At 54.2% G+C, this 20909-nt stretch carries 19 protein-coding genes; 17 read left to right on the forward strand and 2 right to left on the reverse strand.

Annotated features, from left to right (window positions below; translation table 11 throughout):
* Positions 1-55: 55 nt before the first annotated feature.
* Positions 56-694, forward strand: coding sequence for a 3,4-dihydroxy-2-butanone-4-phosphate synthase (ribB, locus tag L2W58_RS01200; protein WP_236101155.1), 639 nt, complete (start codon positions 56-58; stop codon positions 692-694).
* On the opposite strand, the gene clpB is transcribed toward ribB, so the two are convergent.
* Together clpB and cysS are read right to left on the reverse strand one after the other, a co-directional pair.
* Positions 691-3288: an ATP-dependent chaperone ClpB gene (gene clpB, locus L2W58_RS01205; RefSeq protein ID WP_236101156.1), complete on the reverse strand. Its 2598-nt coding sequence runs from the start codon at positions 3286-3288 to the stop codon at positions 691-693. The two genes, ribB and clpB, sit on opposite strands and share 4 nt — an antisense overlap.
* Before the next feature lie 114 nt (positions 3289-3402).
* Complete coding sequence (gene cysS, locus L2W58_RS01210; RefSeq protein ID WP_236101157.1) at positions 3403-4812, reverse strand: cysteine--tRNA ligase; 1410 nt, start codon at positions 4810-4812, stop codon at positions 3403-3405.
* 111 nt (positions 4813-4923) lie between these two features.
* Between cysS and L2W58_RS01215 the strand changes: the two genes are divergently transcribed.
* The 16 genes from L2W58_RS01215 (at position 4924) to L2W58_RS01290 (ending at position 20908) form a co-directional block, all read left to right on the forward strand.
* Complete coding sequence (locus L2W58_RS01215) at positions 4924-6393, forward strand: excinuclease ABC subunit UvrC (RefSeq protein WP_236101158.1); 1470 nt, start codon at positions 4924-4926, stop codon at positions 6391-6393.
* Positions 6377-7447 (forward strand): bifunctional diaminohydroxyphosphoribosylaminopyrimidine deaminase/5-amino-6-(5-phosphoribosylamino)uracil reductase RibD, encoded by a 1071-nt coding sequence (gene ribD / locus L2W58_RS01220; RefSeq protein WP_236101160.1) that lies wholly within the window; start codon positions 6377-6379, stop codon positions 7445-7447. Before L2W58_RS01215 ends, ribD begins: the two co-directional genes overlap by 17 nt.
* Entirely contained in the window at positions 7420-8073 is a 654-nt protein-coding gene (locus L2W58_RS01225) for a riboflavin synthase (RefSeq protein ID WP_236101161.1), read from the forward strand. Before ribD ends, L2W58_RS01225 begins: the two co-directional genes overlap by 28 nt.
* A complete protein-coding gene (locus tag L2W58_RS01230; protein ID WP_255700288.1) occupies positions 8073-9317 on the forward strand; it encodes a bifunctional 3,4-dihydroxy-2-butanone-4-phosphate synthase/GTP cyclohydrolase II in 1245 nt (414 codons plus the stop codon). The genes L2W58_RS01225 and L2W58_RS01230 overlap by 1 nt, the downstream gene beginning before the upstream one ends.
* Positions 9318-9330: 13 nt before the next feature.
* The gene (gene ribH / locus L2W58_RS01235; protein WP_236101162.1) at positions 9331-9810 is read left to right on the forward strand and encodes a 6,7-dimethyl-8-ribityllumazine synthase; all 480 of its coding nucleotides are present in this window, start codon (positions 9331-9333) and stop codon (positions 9808-9810) included.
* 5 nt (positions 9811-9815) lie between these two features.
* Positions 9816-11093 (forward strand): serine--tRNA ligase, encoded by a 1278-nt coding sequence (gene serS, locus L2W58_RS01240; RefSeq protein WP_236101163.1) that lies wholly within the window; start codon positions 9816-9818, stop codon positions 11091-11093.
* A gap of 247 nt (positions 11094-11340) precedes the next feature.
* Positions 11341-12963 (forward strand): WecB/TagA/CpsF family glycosyltransferase, encoded by a 1623-nt coding sequence (locus L2W58_RS01245; protein WP_236101165.1) that lies wholly within the window; start codon positions 11341-11343, stop codon positions 12961-12963.
* Positions 12944-13414, forward strand: coding sequence for a CBS domain-containing protein (locus tag L2W58_RS01250; protein ID WP_236101166.1), 471 nt, complete (start codon positions 12944-12946; stop codon positions 13412-13414). The genes L2W58_RS01245 and L2W58_RS01250 overlap by 20 nt, the downstream gene beginning before the upstream one ends.
* On the forward strand, positions 13401-13769 hold the full coding sequence (locus L2W58_RS01255; protein WP_236101168.1) for a hypothetical protein: 369 nt from the start codon (positions 13401-13403) through the stop codon (positions 13767-13769). Before L2W58_RS01250 ends, L2W58_RS01255 begins: the two co-directional genes overlap by 14 nt.
* Positions 13766-15682 (forward strand): V-type ATP synthase subunit I, encoded by a 1917-nt coding sequence (locus L2W58_RS01260; RefSeq protein ID WP_236101169.1) that lies wholly within the window; start codon positions 13766-13768, stop codon positions 15680-15682. Before L2W58_RS01255 ends, L2W58_RS01260 begins: the two co-directional genes overlap by 4 nt.
* Positions 15667-15885, forward strand: coding sequence for an ATPase (locus L2W58_RS01265; protein WP_236098809.1), 219 nt, complete (start codon positions 15667-15669; stop codon positions 15883-15885). The genes L2W58_RS01260 and L2W58_RS01265 overlap by 16 nt, the downstream gene beginning before the upstream one ends.
* Positions 15885-16514 (forward strand): V-type ATP synthase subunit E, encoded by a 630-nt coding sequence (locus tag L2W58_RS01270; RefSeq protein ID WP_236101170.1) that lies wholly within the window; start codon positions 15885-15887, stop codon positions 16512-16514. Before L2W58_RS01265 ends, L2W58_RS01270 begins: the two co-directional genes overlap by 1 nt.
* Positions 16462-17502: a V-type ATPase subunit gene (locus tag L2W58_RS01275; protein WP_236101172.1), complete on the forward strand. Its 1041-nt coding sequence runs from the start codon at positions 16462-16464 to the stop codon at positions 17500-17502. Before L2W58_RS01270 ends, L2W58_RS01275 begins: the two co-directional genes overlap by 53 nt.
* A gap of 13 nt (positions 17503-17515) precedes the next feature.
* The gene (locus tag L2W58_RS01280; protein WP_236101173.1) at positions 17516-17788 is read left to right on the forward strand and encodes a V-type ATP synthase subunit F; all 273 of its coding nucleotides are present in this window, start codon (positions 17516-17518) and stop codon (positions 17786-17788) included.
* Positions 17785-19554, forward strand: a complete 1770-nt coding sequence (locus L2W58_RS01285; protein WP_236101174.1) for a V-type ATP synthase subunit A — start codon at positions 17785-17787, stop codon at positions 19552-19554. Before L2W58_RS01280 ends, L2W58_RS01285 begins: the two co-directional genes overlap by 4 nt.
* Entirely contained in the window at positions 19541-20908 is a 1368-nt protein-coding gene (locus tag L2W58_RS01290) for a V-type ATP synthase subunit B (protein ID WP_236101176.1), read from the forward strand. The genes L2W58_RS01285 and L2W58_RS01290 overlap by 14 nt, the downstream gene beginning before the upstream one ends.
* Position 20909: the final 1 nt, after the last annotated feature.

The raw sequence follows: 20909 nt of genomic DNA on the forward strand, positions 1-20909 counted from the left end.
TGCCTTCCCTTGTCCCGAGCCATGGTATCTCTATTCTCTCGGGAGGTCTCTTCAAGTGGAACTAACGTGTACATCCAAATGCAGCTGCCCAGTGGAACAGGCCCTTTCGTCCCTCAGAAGAGGGGAGGGGGTCCTTGTCGTCGACGATAGGGACAGGGAGAACGAGGCGGACCTGATTTTCTCCGCCCGATCCCTCACCGAGCCGCAGATGACTAGGCTTATTCGGGACTGCAGCGGCATAGTGTGTCTCTGCATGACCGAGGAGAAGGCCAAAAACCTGGACCTTCCTCCGATGGTATCGAAGAACACCAGCCGTTACGGAACGGCTTTCACCGTCTCCATAGAGGCGGCGGAGGGCGTTACCACCGGAGTGTCCGCCTCGGACAGACTGACCACCGTCAAGGCAGCGTCGGCGGAGGGTGCGATTCCCTCCGATATACATCGCCCCGGCCATGTCTTTCCTCTTGTGGCCCGTCCAGGAGGTCTCCTGGAGCGACGGGGACATACGGAGGCCACGGTCGATCTTATGAGGTTGGCGGGGTTGGACCCCGTCGGGGTCCTCTGCGAGCTTATGGACCCCGACGGATCGGGCGAGATGGCCAAGGGCGAGGCCGTAGAGGAATACGGAGCAGCCAATGGTTATCCCATACTGTCCGTGGAGGAGATTGTATCCTTCCTCGGGGAGAGAGGTTAGTCTATCTTAACCGCCAGCTCTCCGTCTTCGACGGAGACGGCTACCTCCATCGCGTCCCTCGGGTCGGCGATAATGGCCCTCGCTATCTTGCTCTCCAGGACGTGGCTTATGAATCTCTTCAGAGGCCTGGCGCCGTAGACCGGATCGTATCCGTCGGCTCCGATCTTTCTCATCGCCTCGTCGGTAACCTTCAGGATAACGTTTCTATCCTTTAGGCGGGAGCGTAGGTCCTCGAGGAGCAGGTCCACTATGAGGACTATCTGTTCCTGGTTCAGAGGAGTGAACAGGACGATGTCGTCGACCCTGTTCAAGAACTCCGGGCGGAAATGTCCTCTGAGCTCTCCCATAACCGAGTTCTTGACGTCCTGAGGTATCTCCCCGGACGGCATGATTCCCTGAAGCAATCCGGCGGAGCCTATGTTGCTGGTCATTATTATCACGGTGTTCTTGAAGTCGACGGTCCTGCCGTGGCTGTCGGTTATCCTGCCGTCGTCCAGTATCTGCAGGAGGACGTTGAAGACGTCCCTGTGGGCCTTCTCTATCTCGTCGAAGAGGACCACGCTGTAGGGCTTTCTGCGGACCGCCTCGGTGAGCTGACCTCCGTCTTCGTAGCCCACGTATCCCGGAGGGGAGCCTATGAGACGGGCTACCGAGTGTTGTTCCATATATTCGCTCATGTCGATCCTGACGATGTTTTCCTCAGTGTCGAAGAGGGATTCGGCCAGGGCCTTGGCCAGCTCGGTCTTGCCGACCCCTGTCGGTCCGAGGAATATGAAAGAACCTATGGGACGGCGAGGGTCTTTTATGCCGGCTCTGGCCCTCATTACGGCGTTGACCACCAGGTCCACCGCCTCGTCCTGGCCTATGACCCGGCGATGGAGGATCTCGTCCAGTCGGAGAAGCTTTTCCCTCTCTCCCTCGACCAGTCGCGAGACGGGGATGCCGGTCCACTTGCTGACGATCTCGGAGACCTCCTCCTCGGTGACCTCTTCCCTGAGGAGCCTGGTACCTCCGGCTTCCTCCATGGCCCTCTCCCTTTCGGCCAGTTCCTTACGGAGATCGGGAAGCCTTCCGTGCTTCAGCTCGGCGGCCCGGTTCAGGTCGTAGTTTCTCTCGGCTTCCTCGATCTCTCGGCCGATTCGATCTATCTCCTCCCGGACGGAACGGACCGACTGGATTCGTTCTTTTTCCGCCTCGTAGCGGGACCTGAGGGAGGCGGCCTCCTCACGGAGGTCCTGGAGCTCCCTCTGGAGTTCCTTGAGCCTCTCGGCGCTGGCTTGGTCGTCCTCCTTCTTTAGGGCGGCCTCCTCGATCTCCAGTCTCATGACCTTTCTGGAGACCCCGTCCAGCTCGGAGGGCATGGAGTCTATCTCGGTTCGGAGCATGGCGCAGGACTCGTCTATGAGGTCTATGGCTTTGTCTGGAAGGAAGCGGTCGGTTATATAGCGGTCCGATAGTACCACCGACGCCACCACGGCGCTGTCCGTTATCCTTACGCCGTGATGTACCTGAAAGCGTTCTCTGAGACCTCTAAGTATGGATATGGCGTCCTCGACAGACGGAGGATCCACCATGACGGGCTGGAAACGCCTCTCCAGGGCGGCGTCTTTCTCGATGTAGCGCCTGTATTCGTCCAGAGTGGTGGCTCCTATACAGTGGAGCTCCCCTCTGGCTAGCATGGGCTTGAGCATGTTGCCGGCGTCCATGGATCCCTCGGTCTTGCCGGCTCCGACTATGGTGTGGAGCTCGTCTATGAAGAGAAGAATTCGGCCGTCGCTTTCTCTGACCTCGTTAAGGACCGCCTTCAATCGTTCCTCGAACTCGCCTCGATACTTTGCTCCGGCGACCAGGGAACCCATATCCAGCGCGAAGACCCCGTGCCCCTTGACGCTGTCCGGAACGTCTCCGTTCAGTATCCTCTGGGCCAGGCCTTCCACTATCGCCGTCTTGCCCACGCCGGGTTCGCCGATGAGGACGGGATTGTTCTTTGTCTTTCTAGACAGTATACGGATGACCCTCAGGATCTCCTCGTCCCGGCCTATGACGGGATCGAGTTTGCCGTTTTTGGCCTGTTCGACCAGGTCTACTCCGTATTTCTTCAGGGCCTCGTAGGTGGTCTCGGGGGTGGCGCTCTGGACCCTCTGGTTTCCTCGAAGGGAGGTGAGAGCTTTTAGGAAGCGATCTCGATCGACGCCGCAGGAACGGAGCAGTTTCGCCACCGGGTCTGGGGCTCCGTCCACCATGGTACCGAATATGTGCTCCACCGATACGTATTCGTCCTTGAGTTCCTTCGCTCTTTCCTGGGCTGACAGCAGCATCCTCGACAGCCTCTGGGAGACGTAGATCTTCTCGGGATCGTAGCCGCCTCCGCTTATCCGGGGCTTCTTCGACAGAGCGTCTCGGAGAGATGCCCTCACCGGCTCAATCGGGACGTCCATCCTGTCGAACAGGGATGGGACAAGGCCGTCCTCCTGAGAGATAAGCGCCGACAGGAGATGCTCGACGTCGACCTCCTGGTGTCCCTCTCTTATGGAGATGTCCCTGGCGGCTGAGAGGGCCTCCTGAGATTTTAAAGTCATTTTCTGTAGGTCCATGGGGTAAGCCTCCTCTTGTTTGACCTTTCTTGACGTATGATACAAGGTCAGGCTTAGTCAGTCAAGGGGGGGTAAAAAAAAGCGGCCGAAGCCGCTTTTAGATCGCTTTTTAGTCTATATTTTTTTCTTCCACTTGGTTCCCTGTGGGGTGTCCTCTAGTATGACTCCCTTGGCCGCCAGCTGATCCCTTATGGCGTCGGACGTGGCAAAGTCCTTGGCGGATCGGGCTTCCTCTCTCTTTCGGATCAGGGACTCGATCTCCTCCGAGTCGTCGTCTTGACCGTCCGAATCCAGGCCTATCAGGCCCATTATGGAGTCGACGTCCCGGAAGAAATCCTCTACCGCCTTTATGCTCTCCGAGGACAGGGAGTCGCTGTCCTTGAGGTAGCCGTTCACGGTGGAGACCGCCTCGAATATATGTCCTATGGCACCGGCGGTGTTGAAGTCGTCGTCCATGGCCGCGACGAAATCGTCTCTGTGCCGCTTTATGGACTCGACTACGTCGTCCTGTTCCTGGGAATGAGGACGGTTGTCGACGGCATAACGGAAGTCGCTCCAGCAGTTGTGGAGCCTTTCCAGGGCGGCGGTGGCCTGCTGGAGGCCCTCGGGACCGAAGTTAACCGGCGACCTGTAGTGGGCACCGAGCATGAACATCCTTATTGCAAGGGGGGAGTAGTGTTTTCTGGCCTCCCTGGCGGTCATGAAGTTGCCCAGCGACTTGGACATCTTTTCCTTGTCTATGAGGATATATTCGTTGTGGAGCCAGTAGCGTACGAAGATCTCCTCCGTAGCGGCCTCCGCTTGGGCTATCTCGTTTTCGTGGTGGGGAAAGGTCAGGTCCGTCCCTCCCGAGTGGATGTCCAGGGTGTTGCCCAGGTATTTCATCGCCATGGCGCTGCACTCTATGTGCCATCCCGGTCGTCCCTTGCCCCAGGGGCTGTCCCAGGCCGGTTCTCCTGGCTTTTGGGCCTTCCAGAGGACGAAGTCGAGGGGGTTTTTCTTGGAGCTGTTTACCTCTATCCTGGACCCGGACTGTAGTTCCTCTATGTTCTGTCGAGAGAGTTTGCCGTAGCCCGGGAAGGAGGATACGTGGAAGTAGACGACTCCGTCGACCTCGTAGGCGTGTCCCGATTCCTCCAGCCGTCTTACCAGGTCTACTATCTCCTCGATGTGTTCAGTGGCCCTGGGGTAGTGGGTGGCCCTCTTTATGCCCAGGGCGTCGGCGTCCTCGAAGTAGTCCGCGATGGTCTTCTCCGCCAGCTCCTGGACCGTTATGCCCATCTCGTTGGCGCGGCTTATCATCTTGTCGTCCACGTCGGTGAAGTTTTGGACGAAGGTTACCCTGTAGCCCGAGAATTCCATGTAACGTCGAAGGACGTCGAAGACGATGAAGGGTCTGGCGTTGCCTATATGGAAGTAGTCGTAAACCGTGGGGCCGCAGCTGTAAAAGCCGACCTCGCCGTCCTTTAGGGGGACGAAGGGCTCTTTTTTTCTTGTTAGATCGTTGTATAGAACAAGACTCATGACGTGAAACCTCCATCTTTTCGTTTGGGTGGAACTGGATTTCCAGATACATACTGATTATACTGTTCCTCTAATATTTTTCCACTTTTTCACCTATGTTCGGAGGTAGCCATGACGGATCGACTGGAACGTCTCAAAAAATTGGTACGAACCTTTCCCAACAGGCCGGGGGTCTATCTCATGCACGGCTCCGACGGCGAGATCATATACGTGGGTAAGGCGAAGTCGCTTAAGAAGAGGGTCTCGTCCTACTTTCGGCACGCTTCCGGCTACGCTTCCCCAAGGCTCAGGAAACTGGTGGCCTCCATAGAGGATATATCCACCATAAGGACCGAGACCGAGGCGGAGGCCCTCATAGTGGAGTCACGTCTGATAAAGAAGATAATGCCTTTCTTCAACGTGGATCTCAAGATGAACGAACGATATCCATACGTCCACGTCACGGACGACGATTTTCCAAGGCTGGAGGTGACTCTCCGCAAGGGCGAGGGACTCCATATAGGTCCCTATGTAAGCGCCGGAGAGCTTCGGAGAGTGTTGCGGCTGATAGAGAGATATTTCCCCCTCAGGACCTGCCGACACGATTTTTCCAAGGTCCATCTGAGTCGTCCCTGCCTGAGACACTCTCTGGGAAAGTGTCTGGCTCCCTGCGTGGGGTTTTGCTCCAAAGGCGAATACGGAGACGTCCTCGACGACGTGGTACTGTTGCTTCGGGGACAGACGCTGGAGGTTACCGACAGGCTCAGAAAGAGGATGGACAGGAGGGCCAGGGAGATGAGGTTCGAGGAGGCGGCGAGACTCAGGGATACCCTGAGGGCCCTGTGGCGTTTCTCCAGGCAGAAGGTGTCCGCCACACTGTCCGCCGATCTGGACGAAGATACCTGGCAGGTACTTTGCGATCTTCAAGGAATAGTCGGCTTGCCTACCGTTCCCTGGCGCATCGACGGTTTCGACATTTCCCATTCGTCGGGACACGAGACCTACGGGGTGGTCGTGGTCTTCGAACAGGGGTTGCCCAACCCATCCCTATACAGGCGCTTCGGCATAAGGGAGGTCCAGGGCATAGACGATTTCAGGTCAATGAGGGAGACCGTGACCAGGAGATACAGAAAATGTCTGGAGGGAGAGGCCCCTCTTCCTCAGCTCATACTGATAGACGGAGGTCCCGAACAGCTTCGCTTCGCCTCCGAGGCCCTGTCGGAGCTGGGCCTTTCGATCCCGGTGATATCCCTAGCGAAGAGGGAGGAACTCGTCTTCACCTTGGATTCGGAGGAGCCTATCGAGTTGGAGAGAAACGACCCGGCGTTGAGGTTGCTCCAGAGGGTGAGGGACGAGTCCCATCGCTACGCCATAACGACCCACAGAGGGAAGAGACAGGAGCGGCTCAGACGCTCCGCCTTGGAGGAGATCCCCGGAATAGGTAAGCGCAGGGCAGCCGCCCTTCTTGCTCGGTTCGGAAGCGTCCAGCAGATCGCCAGGCTCGGAGAATCCGCTCTGATGGAGGTTTCCGGAATAGGGAAATCCCACGCCAGGAATATATTGAGACATCTCGGAGGTATCGACGATGAAAAACAGGGTTGAAGACGCCACCTATATGAGGAGAGCCCTCAGTCTTGCTATGAGAGGGACCGGCTACACGTCCCCTAACCCCATGGTCGGATGCGTCATAGCGAGGGACGGTGAGATACTGGGAGAGGGGTATCACCGTCGTTGCGGAGCCCCCCATGCGGAGAGGGAGGCATTGAGATCCGCTGCCGGAGGGGTAGCGGGTGCCACTGCCTACGTTACGCTGGAGCCCTGTTCCCATCACGGCAAGACCCCTCCTTGTGCTCCCGCCCTGGTTGAAGCCGGTATATCGAGGTGCGTCGTGGCTACGGTAGACCCGGACCCCAGAGTTTCTGGGCGGGGAATCGAGATACTTCGTTCCGCCGGGGTGGACGTGTCCATCGGGGTTTTAGAGGAGGAGTGTCGGTGGCTCAACAGAGGGTTCATCAAAGGAGCTCTCGCCGGCATGCCCTGGGTAACGGTAAAGGCCGCCCTCAGTCTGGACGGCGATATGTCCCTCCCGGACGGGAAAAGCAAGTGGATAACCAACGGTACCTCCAGGGTAAAGGCTCATCTGCTCAGGTCCGAATCGGATGCGGTCATGGTCGGCAGAGGCACGGTAACCGCGGACGACCCCGCCTTGACCGTGAGGGATGCTCCAGGAAGGTCGCCTATTCCCGTCGTGATCGGAGGGATCGATGAAAATCGGCGTGTCTTTCTGGACGATAGATGTATAATCTATACAAAACGATTCGCAGGGCTAAAGGGAGAGAGGCTGATCCCAGAAAAGAACGGACAGGTCGATCTGGAGACGGTCCTGAGAGATCTCTACGGATCTGGAGTCAGGAGACTGCTGGTGGAGGGCGGAGGACGTATCATCTCGTCCCTTCTGAGTGATGGTCTCGTCGACGAGGTCTCCTTGTTCGTGGCCCCCAAGATTATGGGGAATGGACAGACGATGACGCCCGGCATGATTTTGTCTTCGATGGAGGACTCGATGAATTTATCTCTGATCTCGTGCAGAGATCAGGATGGAGATCTATGGTTGGAGGGGGTTTTCCCTTGTTCACGGGACTTATTGAGACGGTAGGAACGGTTCGTTCCATAGGAAGGAGCGACGGGGTCTTCGTGATCTCCGTCGATGCCGGTTCTATGGCGGATACGCTCTTTCAAGGAGAGTCTGTCGCGGTCTCCGGTGCCTGCCTGACCGTAAGGTCGTCCGGAGGAGGGCGATTCGAGGCAGACGTGACGGAGGAGACCATGAAGAGGACCAGGTTTTCCTCTCTTAGGCCCGGGGACAGGGTGAACCTGGAGAGGGCTCTAAGGCTGGACAGCGGTCTGGACGGGCATATAGTGACGGGGCATGTTGATGGGACGGCGATATTGAGGTCTTTCGTCCGTTCTGGCGGTTCGTCCGAGATGATCTTCGAGATTCCGTCGGAACTAAAGAGGTACGTCGTCCACAAGGGGTCCATCGCATTGGACGGCATCAGCCTTACGATAGCGTCTTTGGACGGTCCTCTGGTCTCCGTGGCGGTGATACCGACCACCCTGAGCGATACCAATCTGTCCAACCTATCTATAGGGGGCGTTGTTAACCTGGAGGTCGACGTGTTAGGACGTTACGTCGAGCGCCTTCTGGGTTTGAAGGTAGAGGAGAGCTCCCCCCGTGGGGGGGGATTGAGCATTGAACGACTTGACGAAATCGGATGGTGATGGCTGTGAGTTCGAATAAAGACATTTTTGCTTCCATAGAGGAAGCCATAGAGGATATATCTAAAGGTAGGATGGTCGTCGTCGTGGACGACGAAGACAGGGAAAACGAGGGCGATCTCGTGATGGCAGCCGAATGTGCCACAGCCGAGTCGGTAAACTTCATGATCCGCCACGCCAGAGGTCTGGTCTGCGTGCCAATAACGGAAGAGCAGGCCTCCCAGGTCGGTCTGGAGCCTATGGTGAGGGAAGGGAGCGACCGTCATGGAACCGCTTTCACCGTCAGCGTGGACCTTAGGGAAGGAACGACCACCGGCATATCGGCGGAGGAAAGGGCCATGACGGCCAGGGCTTTGGCCGATCCCGGGACCGTTCCGTCAGATCTGATGAGGCCGGGGCATGTGTTTCCTCTCGTAGGAAGAAACGGGGGAGTTCTTAAACGGTCGGGACACACCGAAGCGGCGGTGGACCTGGCGAGGTTGGCCGGAATGAGTCCCGCCGGGATGATATGCGAGATCATAAAAGACGACGGATCCATGGCCAGACTGACCGACCTCGGTGAGTTTTGCCGCGAACACGGTCTCAAGCTGATCTCAATAAGGGATCTCATAAGATACAGGACCGAGAGGACCGTTCTGGTTGAGAAGGTGGCTGAGATAGTCCTTCCCACCGAGTACGGCGATTTCAAGGCTCATGCCTACAGGAGCCTTCTGGATGATGTTCCGGACAAGCTTCACATCGCCTTGGTGAAGGGCGATCTCGACGGAGAAGTCCCCGTTCTGGTAAGGGTTCATTCCGAGTGCATGACGGGAGATGTCTTCGGATCCCTGCGATGCGACTGCGGTCCTCAGCTTCACGCCGCCCTTTGTGCGGTGGAAAAGGAAGGCAGAGGGGTGGTTCTGTATATGCGTCAGGAAGGTAGGGGAATCGGCTTACTGGAAAAGCTGAAGGCCTATCGTCTTCAGGAGGAAGGGATGGATACGGTGGAAGCCAACGTCGCCCTTGGTCATAAACCGGATCTCCGGGATTACGGACTGGGCGCCCAGATACTTAAGGACCTCGGGCTCTCCAGTATCAGGCTTATGACCAACAATCCCCTCAAGGTCGTGGGGTTGGAGGGATACGGTCTGACCATAGAGGAACGGGTTCCGGTGATAATAGAGCCGAACGAACATAACCGCAGATATCTGGCTACCAAGGAAGCCCGCATGGGGCACGTCCTTCACCTTAAGGATATTTTGAACTGAGAGGAGCTAAGTCATGAAGGTATATCAGGGAAAACTCGTGGCCGAAGGCGGACGTTACGCCGTCATCGTATCGCGATTCAACGAACTAATATCGTCCAAGTTGCTGGAAGGGACTAAAGATGCCCTTTTTCGCCACGGGGTCAAGGTAAACGACGTGGAGGTGTTCTGGGTTCCCGGAGCCTGGGAGATCCCTCTTGTCGCCAAGGAACTGGCTCTGTTGGGCAAGTTCGATGCCGTCATAGCTTTGGGGGCGGTCATAAGGGGTGACACCCCCCATTTCGAATACGTGTCCTCGGAGGTCTCCAAGGGGCTGGCCAATATAGGGTTGGACCAGAGGACTCCGATCAGTTTCGGCGTCCTGACCTGCGATAATCTGGAGCAGGCGCTTCTAAGGGCCGGAAGCAAGGCCGGCAACAAAGGAGCTGAGGCGGCGATCGCGGCTTTGGAGATGGTGAATCTACTCAAGGAGATAAGGATAACCCGGGAGGGATAATAGATATGCTCGATATAAAATACGTCAGAGATCACATGGACGAGGTCAGAGAGTTTCTGAAAGCCCGTAATCACGATTTCAACCCCGATTCGATTTTGGAGCTCGACGCCAGAAGAAGAGAGCTCATATCCGAGGTGGAGGAGCTGAAGGCGGAGAGAAACGCCGGATCGAAGAAGGTCGGAGCGGCCAAAGCTAAGGGCGAGGATCCAACGGTTATCATGGAGAGGATGAAGGCCATAGGGGAGGAGATCAAGGCTCTGGACCAAAAGGTGGGCGAGGTCGACGCCGGTTTGGACGATCTCATGCTTCAGGTTCCCAACAGGCCCCACGACTCGGTGCCGGTAGGAGTGGACGAGGACGATAACGTGGAGGTCAGGAAATGGGGAGAGCCTCGCGAATTCGACTTCGAGCCCCTTCCACATTGGGATCTCGGCGAAAGTCTGGGGATACTGGATTTCAAGCGAGGGGTCAATTTGGCCCAGAGTCGTTTTACCGTCATGGCTGGGCCCGGTGCCAGGTTGGAGAGGGCTCTTCTGAACTTTATGCTCGATCTTCACGTGGACCGTCACGGGTATAAGGAGATAAACCCTCCCTTTATGGTTAACTCTGCCGCCATGACCGGAACAGGTCAGTTGCCGAAGTTCGCCGACGATCTCTATCGGATCGCCGACGACGACCTATGGCTGATCCCGACAGCGGAGGTTCCTCTGACCAACCTTCACGGCGGAGAGATCATGGAGGAGTCGGATCTACCCCTTTACTACACTGCGTACACCCCCTGTTTCAGAAAAGAGGCGGGAAGCCACGGCAGAGACATTAGAGGGATAATGAGACTGCACCAGTTCGAAAAAGTGGAGATGGTGAAGCTTTCCACCCCGGAAAACAGCTACGAAGAGTTGGAGAAACTGACCTCCAACGCGGAAGAGGTCCTTCAGCTGTTGAAGCTGCCTTACAGGGTCATCACCCTCTGTACCGGAGATATGGGGTTTGGGGCCTCCAAGACCTACGACATCGAGGTATGGTTGCCCTCTCAGGGGCGCTACAGGGAGATCAGCTCCTGCAGTAACTGCGAGGATTTTCAGGCTCGCCGAATGAACACCAGATATAGACCCTCCGAAGGAGGAAAACCGAGATTCATCCATACCTTGAACGGATCGGGAATCGCTATAGGCCGTGCTCTTATAGCGGTAATGGAAAACTATCAGCGTACCGACGGATCCATAGAGATCCCGGAAGTCCTTATCCAATATATGGGCGGGCTTAAAGAAATTACTAATAGATGATCTTATAGGAAAAACGCCGGCTTCTGGCCGGCGTTTTTCCTGGAAAATAGCCGGGTCCGCTGGTACAATAGAAACGATGTTATACAGAGCGGTACTCCAAAGAGAGTATCCTTGAAGGGAGCCTTTTTTCGTCGTGATACATTATCTTTCCTCCTCGACTGCTTTTGTCCTATCCTCCCTGGTGCTCGTGTCGTTCATGTTGCAGAGACTCTACCGGAGGACTTTATCGAAAGAACGTTATTTTTATATGAGAGATCTGACTCTGGTGGGAGTCTGGATGCTGTTTGCCCTTTGGACCGGAGACAGCGAAATTCGTGTCGTCGTAGGTATGGCGTTGTTGGGGTCTATAGTCGGCATGGTGCAGCACACTTCTCCGAACAAGAAACTCTCTTGGCTTTTCGGAGTGGTCGGCTTTTTTTTCGCCCTGGTAGGTCCTAGAATCTCATTCGTAGGCATGCCGGGAGGGCAATATCTTTATCTTTCCTCTTATTCATCGATCCTGATGACAGCCCTTTGGGTGACGGTTTTTCCTCTTTTGTTTCAGAGATTGGACGATATTCCTGGGTTGGCCGGACATCTTCTCGGGGTAAGTTTTTCCTTAACCTTGCTGATATCCTCGATTTCGGGGCAACAGGTAGGAGACGCTTTTCTCATGTCTATTGCGGGGGTCTCTTTCGTCGCGGTCTTCTGGAGCAGACTGGGCCATAACTATCGCCAGCTTGGAAAGCCCCTTTCCTCGTTTTGGGGTATGTTGGTGGCGGGGGCCTCTCTGGTCGGGGTGACCAAGGGTGTGACCTTCACCACTTTGATGGTGATACCGATGGGGCTCTACGCTCTTCCGATGATGGAGCTATCCCTGTATTTGGTCAGCCATGCTGTCCCTCTGGGTAAATGGGGCAACGTGTCCATCTATCACAGGATGATGGACAGAGGGGTGGATCATCCTGGTGCGGTCAAGTTCGTCACGTTCCTCTGTCTTTTGATCGGTACGGTAGTATCCTTCGTGCAGATAGGCATAAACGATACCACCAGGCCGGCCTTTTTATCCCTTTTGGCTGTGTCTATAGCAGTAGTGGTCTCCTGCCTCAAAGGTTCGCAAAGCAGGGCTAGAACCGGTCTTTGGGGAGTCCGTATCGATGGCATGTCGATGAACTACGCTCTTTCCAAAGTAAGGGGAAGGTTTTTGTCCGGGGCTCCGTCTGCCATGATAGTGACGGCTAACGCCCTGTCTTTTTATAGGGCTAAAAAAGACCCTCTGTACAGGGAAATTGCGGATTCAGCCTGGCTTACCCTGCCTGACGGTGCCGGATTGGTCTGGGCTCTTAAGTTCTTGGGCGTTCCTGTGGTCGAGCGGGTGGCCGGCATCGATTTTATGCATGGATTATGCCGTCTTGCCGCAGTGGAGAGATGGCCTATCTATCTGCTGGGAAGTAAGCCCGATGTCGTATCCTCTGCCGCCGTCGAACTGGAGCGACTTTATCCCGGCTTAAAAGTCGTAGGCTATCGTGACGGTTATTTCGACGATTTGGAGGATCAAGATATCCTGCAGGGCATTCGGAGTTCGGGGGCTAAGCTCCTCTTTACTGCCTTGGGTGTTCCTAAACAGGAGGCCTGGTTGAGCCGTTATCTTCCCGAGATGGACGGTGTCGTCGGGGTCGGTGTCGGAGGAAGTTTCGACGTGATATCCGGAAGGCTTAGAAGGGCTCCTCTTTTGTGGCAAAAATGTGGTCTGGAATGGCTGTATAGACTTATTCAGGAACCTTGGCGTTTGCGCCAGGATGTCGATTTGGTGTTGTTCGTATTCTCCGTTCTATTGGAGAAGATAGGGTTCTCCGGCTGGAGGGGTAAAGATGAAAACCATCGTAGCTGAAGACATTATGAGCCGAGATCTCACGGCGGTGATGTCTCAAGACCGCGTTTTCGACGCCATCCATGTACTGTACTCTCATGGGTTGTCCGGTCTTCCCGTTATAGACGATGATTGGAGGTTGGTCGGGTATCTGTCCGAGTCGGATATTCTGAAGCCAACCATCCCGACCTATCTCGAGATATTGGCTCAAAGTACGTTTTTCGGAAACGAGGAAAACCTTCTTTTTCAGCGTTTTGGAGCTATGAAGAACGACCTGGTTCAGGATTTTATGCAGAAAGACCCCGTTTTCGTCTCTTCCGATACGAGCATAATGACCGTTGCGGATATGATGCTCAGAAAGAAGTTCAAGCGTCTTCCCGTTACCGAAGAGGGCAGGCTGATAGGGATAATCGACAGAGGTGCTTTTTGCGAGTTTCTGATGGAAGGCGGTATCGAGGGTGTCTCATCGTAAGGATAACCCCGTCGACTCCCTTTCCTCGACTCTATGGTCCGTCGAAAACGATCGACTGGAGCAAAGCAGGATTGAGTTGGCGGCGGATCTAGCCCAAAAGGAGAAAGAGATAGAGGCCGAGCTGGACATGGCCAAGTCGAGGCTGAAGGAGATGGCGGACCGAACCATAGAGTTGTTGGGGGAGGAGTTTGCCGCTATGGAGTCCGAGGTGTTGGATGAAGAGAGGCGAGGTCGGGCCGAGAACCTCAAGGTTCTTGAGAGTTTAAGGGAGGATCTCTCCCATTGCGGGATGGAGGATATCGTGGATAAGGCCTTTACCCTGATCGCTTTTCCCGAAAAGGAGGATTGCTCTTGATCCGTAAGATGATCCGAGTTGCCATATGGGGTTTGACCTCAAGGCAGAGAGAGATCGTCTCTTTTCTTCACGATCAGGGAGTCCTGCACGTGGAGCATGGAGAGACCGTCAGGATAACCGATGAGGAAGCCGACTCTCTGCGCCTTCTCAGAGGCAAACTGTTGGGTATGATCGAATCCCTTGAATGGGATAGTTGGAACGAGATAAGGGACGAGGATCTAGACGACTTAGGTCGGAATCTGACCTTGCCTTTCTCTCAGATGATAGAGGAAACGAACAAAAGTTTGGACCATTTCAAAAAAGAGCTATCCGATCTTCTGGAACGGAGAGAGGAAGCTCGACGTCTTAGGAATAAGCTCAAGGGAGCCAGCCATATATCGGTACATTTCAGATCCTTCGTACAGTCAGAAAACGAGGAGAATAGGGATGCGTCGATATGGTGGCTTCGAAAGGAGCAGGTTCCGAAGATCCTGTCAGAGATTCAATCCATCCTCGTGTCCGATCATAGTGGAAGGGGCCCCGTCCCCGAGCTCCATCATCATGTCTTTCATATAAGAGAAAAAGAGAGTCTTCTTGCCGTGGGGATCCCTCTGGAATATCGCGGGCCGGTCAATCTATGCCTAGAATCGGAGGGTCTCGTTTCCTGGACGCCTCCAGGATGCGATCCCGGTACGGGATTGCTCCGATGTATGGAGTACATGGACGAAAAGTTGAAAGAGAATCCAAAAGTCTGTGATTGCATAGAGGATACACTTTCCGGTGTTAGGACTCAATGGGGGAGTCGTCTAGGAGCATTGTTCATATTGATAGATGAGAGACTCGAAGAGCTGGTCGTCGAACAGAGGGGAAAGGACATGGGAGAGGCGTTCATGTTGGAGGGCTGGCTTCCCGAGGACGAGCGAGATCCCCTATGTGAAAAGCTGAAAAAAGTCTTCGGTGATGACGTCATGGTTCGTTGGCGATATCCTACCTCCGATGAATGGCAGGTGGTACCCACTGCTATATCGAATCCAACCTTGTTCAAGCCTTTCGAGATATTTTTGAAGCTGGTCTCACCTCCGAGCTATAGAGGTACCGATCCTACTGTGATGATAGGAATATTCTTCCCCTTCTTTGCAGGATGTATCATAGGGGATGCCGGTTATGGGGTTGTTTTAGCGTCTTTGGCCTGGTGGATAAGAAAGAGGACAGACAATCCGATGGTAGCCGACGGGGCATTTGTTTTGCTGACCATGGCCTTTTGGAGCGTTATCTGGGGTGTAATCTACGGAGAATATTTTGGAGACGTAGCTCACCGTATTTTCGGCATAGAGCCCTTGGTGGTAGAGAGGTCTCATGCGGTTGTTCCCGTTCTGGCTTTCACAGTGGCCTTGGGGCTGGCCCATATATTGTTGGGATTGGCGTTGGGCGTGATAGAGGGGATCAAGAACAGATCTCACCACCTGTGGATGGAGCGTGGAGGAAATATAGTGGTAATTCTCTCTATGATCGGGGCTTTATGTGCCACTAAAGGGGTTATACCACAGAGTTTCTTCTCCGTCTCTATGATAGTCTTGGCGATCGGCCTGATATTGTTGATAGCCGGAGGCGGAGTTGGAGGGCTTGTCGAATCTATGAGCTCTTTCGGCAGCATCCTCAGCTATGTGAGGATAGGTGCGATCGGTCTTTCCTCGGCCATATTGGCCATGGTTGCATCCAAGTTCGTCGATGTGTTGGGTGTTTCCTTTTTAGGGATTTTTATCGCTTTAGCGATACATCTGTTAAATTTCGTTTTGGCGACGGCCGAGTCGGGGCTGCATTCCGCCAGGCTACACTACGTAGAGTTTATGGGTAAATTTTACAGTGGCGGGGACACCGAATATCGTCCTTTCGCAAAGAAGAGAAGGAGGAGTTTCAATTGGAAAAAGCGATGATTGCCTTGGCTGCTGCTCTGGCGGTTGGACTGCCCGCACTTGCTACCGCGATCGCTCAGGCTAAAATAGGAAGTGCCGCTGCCAGTACTATAGCGGAAAAGCCGGAGACCGCGGGGACGATGATAATTTTGGAGGCGATTCCCGAGACGATGGTTATATTGGGCTTCGTCGTGGCTATAATGCTCATCCTTCAATTTGCGTGATGACCGTCTCCGATAGATCCGATCTGGAGGATTTTCTCTCTTCTATCCGTAAGGAAGGGGAGGAACGCCTGGAGAAAAGGAGATCGGAGATAGAGGATCGCATCGCCGATATGATAGCTCTTCGCAGGCAAGAGGTCGAATCCCTGATGAAGGATATGAGGGAGGAGCAGCGAAGAAAGATCGATGGCATGAGGCGAGAATCCAGGCTGAAGCTAAGGGGAGAGATGCAGAGAGCCGTCGAGGATATCCAGAGAGAGCTTGCGGAAAAGGTAAGAATAGCTCTTGAAAAACGACTGGATTCATTGACGGTATCCGAGGGTGACTATCTAGCCTCGGTGGAAGCTTTGACCGATGAGGCTTTGTCTGTTTTGGGAGAGGACGCCTCTTTCTCGGTATCGCCCTCTTTGGTGGATTGCCTTTCCCGCGACGGTCGCGCTCCGTCACCTCTCGACGAGGACGATTGGGGTGGCTGTGTGGCAGTCGACACAGAAGGAGGGGCCGTAGTTGACAACACCTTCAGATCCAGGCTCGATAAGGTCTTCCAAAGGGCAATCGGAGAGTTGGCTGTCCGGTTTGATGAGGTCATGGAAAGACACCCTGACGTTCGGGGACGACTACGGCTATCTTAACGCGAGGCTTGGAGGAGAATGGGGGTATTTCTACCCTTATTCCTTTTTTTACGGTATGGCGGACAAGAATTTGGAAGAGCTGGAACAGATCTTCCTTTCGAGCCCTTATTCATCCCACTATCGTAAGGAGTTAGCCACCTCGGAGACGTCGGTTTTAGAGCGCATAAAGAGGTCTATGGCGGCGGGATCGGCGGAGAAATTTCGTAAGATGAAAAACTGGTCTCCCGAAGAGGGGAAGATCTTGATGCCGATAATATCCATAAGGGCCGATATATACAACGGCAGAGCTCTGATAAGAAAGTATCACAGCGATAGAGCTCCTGTTACAGCGCCTAAATGGCATGATTACGGTTTTCTAGGCGGAGATTTTTTCGACGAGATATGGAGAGAGGGGAATCACGTAGCGGAGGCTATCGAGCTGTGTTACCGTCTAGGTTCTCCTGCGGCCTTCGCCTTGTCCGAGGCATTGGACGTGCTCCAATCGTCGGGAAACCTCGCTATGGCGGAGAGAAATTATCTAAAGGGATTGCTCTCCATATGTTACGGATCCCTCAAAAGAAAAAACGATAATTACGCTTTGGTCGAAGATTACCTTGGTCGGACGGTGGATCTTTGGAATCTCCTCATATGGTTCAGGAGAAATAGCGGAGATTCGGCTTTCCCTGTAGAGTATCTCGACGGTGGAGCTTTTTTCCCCGTGAATCGTCTCGAGGAAAGCAAGACTATAAAATCCCTGTTGCGGCACACCCCTTGGATGGAGGCTTCCATCTCGGAGGAAGACAGACATTCCGAGGTCGGGCGAATCTTACAGGATAAATTCTTCAGGTGGCAGATATCCCAGAGAAGAAAGAGTTTTATGGGTATCGGAGTTGCCATGGCCTATATGGCTCGCCAGATAGTGGAGTGGCGAAACATGGAACTGTTGGCCGTGGGCTTGGCCGCAGAGCTTTCGCCGGAGAGGATTCGTACCCTCCTGTGGAAAATTTAGAGGAGGCCCGCCGATGGAAGATCCGCAGCGAACTGTAGTGTTGGGACGCAGGCTCTTCATAGACCTATGGAGTCTTTTGGGGTTGGAGCCGGTATCATGCGAGACCCCGGAGATGCTAAAAGACTGTCTACCCAGGATGTTGGACAGAGACGACGTGGTCTGTATCGTCGTCGAGGAAAGCTGGTTCGACAAAGTTCCCGTTGCCCTTAAGACGAGACTTGAGCGGATGGAAAAACCCCTTTGGGTCACCTTACCTACGTTGAATATAGAGGAGCACATGGAATGAGAAGAGAATCCACTATATGGGGTATCGCAGGACCGGTCATAAGGGCTGCCGTCGATTTCCCGGTATCGATGTACGAGGTCGTTCATGTCGGCCGTCAACGTCTATTGGGAGAGGTCGTCAGGATACAAAAGGGCACGGTTGACATTCAGGTCTATGAAAATGCCGACGGGATCGCTGTGGGCGATCCTCTTTTTTTCTCTGGCAATCTTCTTTCGGTAGAGCTGGCTCCTGGACTTCTGGGTTCGGTTTTCGACGGTATCGGTCGCCCTCTGAAGGTGCTGGGTAAAGAAGGCCCCTTTTTGGAGAGAGGAAGATCTATTCCGACGGTCGACAGGTCGAAACTCTGGCATTTTATCCCCCTCCTCAAGGTCGGAGACAGAGTGAACCCGGGGGATATCGTCGGGACGGTGAAGGAGTGCGATGCCGTCGAACATCGCATAATGGCTCCCCCGGATTTCCGATCCTCCGAGATACTTTCGATCTTAGCGGAAGGCGATTATACCGTAAATACAGTCATTGCGACCTGTGACGGAGGAGATATATCCATGTTCCAGAGATGGGACGTGAGAAGATCTCGACCTGTAGGGAAGCGTCTGAACCTGGATAGGCCACTGATAACCGGTCAAAGAGTTTTGGATACCCTGTTTCCCCTCGCTCTAGGCGGGGCCGCTGTCTTGCCCGGTGGATTCGGAACGGGAAAAACGGTTACCCAGCAGTCGATAGCGAAGTGGTGCAACGCAGACGTAATAATATACATAGGATGCGGCGAGAGAGGCAACGAGATGACGGAGGTCCTTGAGGAATTTCCGGAGCTAAAGGACCCCTATAGGGACGCTCCCCTGATGGACAGGATGATCTTGATCGCCAACACCTCCAATATGCCAGTTGCGGCCAGGGAAGCCAGCGTCTATCTCGGTATAACCATGGCCGAGTACTACAGGGACATGGGGTTGAACGTGGCTATAATGGCCGATTCCACCTCTCGTTGGGCCGAGGCCCTCAGAGAGATCGGAGGGCGACTGGAGGAGATGCCCGGAGAGGAAGGATATCCTGCCTATCTGGGAACCCGACTGGCCGAATATTACGAAAGGTCCGGCCGATCGGTACTTCTGGGATCTCCGGAGAGAGAGGGGTCCATAACGGTTATCAACGCTGTCTCTCCTGCAGGTGGAGATTTCTCCGAGCCGGTCACCCAGGCTAGTCTGAGGCTCTCAGGGGTCTTCTGGGCCTTGGATAAGACCTTGGCTCAGCAGAGGCATTTCCCCTCTGTTCAATGGAATCAAAGCTACAGTCTTTACGAACAGGAGATGGAGCGGTTCTATCGGGAAGAGGTCTCCGATCTGTGGGACGACCTAAAAGCCTTTCTTAGAGGGCGTCTCGCCCTGGAAAGAGAGCTCAGAAATCTGGTCCAGCTGGTCGGCAGAGACGGGCTTTCCGATAAGGATAAATGGATTCTGTCGTTCGTGGACATATTGAAATCGGTTTATCTCCAACAAAATGCGTTTGACGATGTCGATGCCAGCTCATCCTTGAAAAAACAGTTTTCCCTTTTGTCCAATCTTAAAAGATTGGACGATATGGTGGTTGCTGCCCTGTCCTCGGGAGCCAGGCTCGAGACTATATCCGATTTCCCCATGGTCAGGGACCTTCTCGATCTTCGAGGACAGGATGAGACATCGATGGGGCGAAACTTTTCGTCCTGGATCTCCAAGTTGGAGGAAAGGCTCAAGGCTTCCGTCGTGGAGGTAGAAGATGAAACTCTATAGAGAAGGTTACAGAAATATAGCGGGTATAGCGGGCCCTTTGCTTTTCGTCAGAGGAGTGAAGAAAGGGGGCTATGGCGAACTCGTGACCGTGGAAGACGGAAAACGGACCAGAAAAGGTCAGATACTTCAAGTAGAGGGAGATCTCTGCGTCATACAGCTTTTCGACGGAGCCATGGGACTCTCCACCGGAGATACGACGGTATGGATGGACAGGGACGTCGTCAAGGTTCCGGTCGGGATGAACCTAATAGGGAAGATTCTGAACGGCAGGGGGCTGGACGAACGGGGCGAGGAGATACTTTTCTGCGAGGATCGAATACCGGTTTCCGGACTTCCCATAAATCCAGCCAGAAGACGCAGCCCTAGATCGTTTATTCAAACCGGAATATCGACGATAGACGTGATGAATACCTTGGTCAAAGGGCAAAAACTGCCCATCTTCGCAGGGTCGGGACTTCCGGCAAACGAGGTAACTACACAGATAGTCCGTCAGGCCAAGGTAAGGGAGAATAGCCAGTTTCTGGTGGTTTTCGCCGCCATGGGGATAACGAAAAGGGAGTCTCAGTATTTCATCGAAAGCTTCAAGAATACCGGAGCGATAGAGAAGGGGGTCTTTTTCTTAAACCTAGCCAGCGATTCCGCGGCGGAAAGACTTCTGACTCCCAGGATGGCCCTCACCGTGGCCGAGTATTTCGCCTTTCAAAAGGGCTACGATGTATTGGTCGTAATGACCGATATGCTCCATTACTGCAACGCTTTGAGGGAGATAAGCGCCGCTCGAGAGGAGGTCCCCGGCAGGAGAGGATATCCTGGATATATGTACTCCGATCTAGCAGATCTGTATGAAAGAGCCGGTTCGATAGACGGTTCCGCCGGAAGTATAACCCAGATACCGATAATAACCATGCCGGACGACGACATGACCCATCCGGTTATCGATCTGTCGGGATACATAACGGAGGGGCAGATAGTTCTGGGAAGGGACCTTCACGATAAGGGCATCTTTCCTCCTATAGACGTTTTACCCAGTCTCAGCCGTCTTATGAATAAAGGCATAGGCAAGGATCAGACGGTGGATTATCACAGGGCTATGGCGGATCAACTTTACTCTGCCTACGCCAAGGCCAGGGAGCTCATCAAGCTCAGGCTCATAGTCGGAGACGACGGTCTGACCGAGATAGAACACAGATACATCGCCTTTGGCAAGTCCTTTGAGGAGAGTTTTATCGACCAAAGAGGCGGAGATCGTAACCTGGAGGATTCCCTAGAGGAGGCTTGGAGAGCCCTTCGGGCCCTCCCGGATCAAGAACTTTTTAAACTGCCCCAGGAGATGGTCTCTCGGAGGGAGCGTTAGG

Source organism: Dethiosulfovibrio faecalis (assembly GCF_021568795.1).
Lineage (GTDB): Bacteria > Synergistota > Synergistia > Synergistales > Dethiosulfovibrionaceae > Dethiosulfovibrio > Dethiosulfovibrio faecalis.